Source organism: Rhizobium sp. CFBP 8762, from assembly GCF_014841565.1.
Classification (GTDB): Bacteria; Pseudomonadota; Alphaproteobacteria; order Rhizobiales; family Rhizobiaceae; genus CFBP-8762.
Window position 1 is genome coordinate 1 of sequence record NZ_JACYUD010000022.1, and the last position, 1,169, is coordinate 1,169.

At 57.1% G+C, this 1,169-nt stretch carries 1 protein-coding gene; it reads left to right on the plus strand.

The features are described from left to right. Positions 1-86: 86 nt before the first annotated feature. Positions 87-1,147, plus strand: a protein-coding gene (locus IFT84_RS21235; RefSeq protein WP_192122604.1) for an IS630 family transposase whose coding sequence is annotated in 2 segments (ribosomal slippage) — positions 87-579 and positions 579-1,147 — 1,062 coding nt in all. Because the reading frame shifts where the segments join, the coding sequence is not laid out codon by codon here. The last annotated feature ends 22 nt before the right edge of the window (positions 1,148-1,169 follow it).

Here is a 1,169-nt window from a genome sequence, read left to right on the forward strand (position 1 = left end):
GCTTATACCAATCGTCGTTAATCTTGACTCGTGGAATTCCCAAAAACCGCCGAATCTGAATCGATGACGCAAACAGGAGGTTTGCGATGGGTTCAGCCATTTCCTTACGTTCGGATTTTGATGGGGCGATGTTGCGGCTTCTGGCTCGGCAGACCAGAGATGCCGACCAGGTTCGGCGTCTTCTCGCCCTTGCATCTATCTATGATGGCGGCTCTCGCGCCGATGCGGCTCGGCTCGGGAGCGTGACTGTTCAGATCGTTCGCGACTGGGTGGTGCGCTTCAACGCACGCGGTGCCGACGGATTGATCAACGGTAAGGCTCCGGGCAAGCCGTCACTGTTGAACGACGACCAGCGTGCGGCCTTGGCACACGCCCTTGAACGCGGGCCTACGCCTTATCTGGATGGCGTGGTTCGGTGGCGTCTGTGTGATCTGGCTCAATGGATCTGGGAAGAATTCCAGGTTTCGGTGAGTGAAGAGACCCTGGGCCGCGAAGTGCGCGCCATGGGCTACCGCAAACTCTCCGCCCGTCCCAGGCACCATGCGCAGGATGCTGATGCCGCCGAGACATTTAAAAAAACTTTCCAAGTGCTGTGGCAGAGATCGTTGCAGGCCCCGCCAAAGGCAGGAGTATCGAAATCTGGTACCAAGACGAAGCCCGGATAGGCCAGAAAAACAAGATCACAAGACGCTGGGCCAAGCGTGGATCAAGGCCATCAGCGCCGCACGACCAGCGCACACGCTCCGCGTACATCTTCGGGGCGATATGCCCCAAATACGGCAAGGCCGCCGCCCTCGTCATGCCGTGGTGCGATACCCACGCCATGAACCAACATTTGATCGAAATCTCCCGAAACGTCGCGGAGGGTGCCCATGCCATCCTCATCATGGATCAAGCAGGATGGCATATGTCCAACAATCTCCTCGTCCCCGAAAACATCACCATCCTGCCGCTGCCACCCAAATCGCCCGAGTTGAACCCCGTCGAAAACATCTGGCAGTTCATGAGAGATAACTGGCTCTCCAACCGCGTCTTCAAATCCTACGAGGATATCGTCAATCACTGCTGCTACGCTTGGCGGACACTGCAGGATCGCCCCTGGAAGATCATGTCGATCGGTCGACGCAAATGGGCGCAAGGGTTCTGATCAATGACGGTTGGTATTAGAG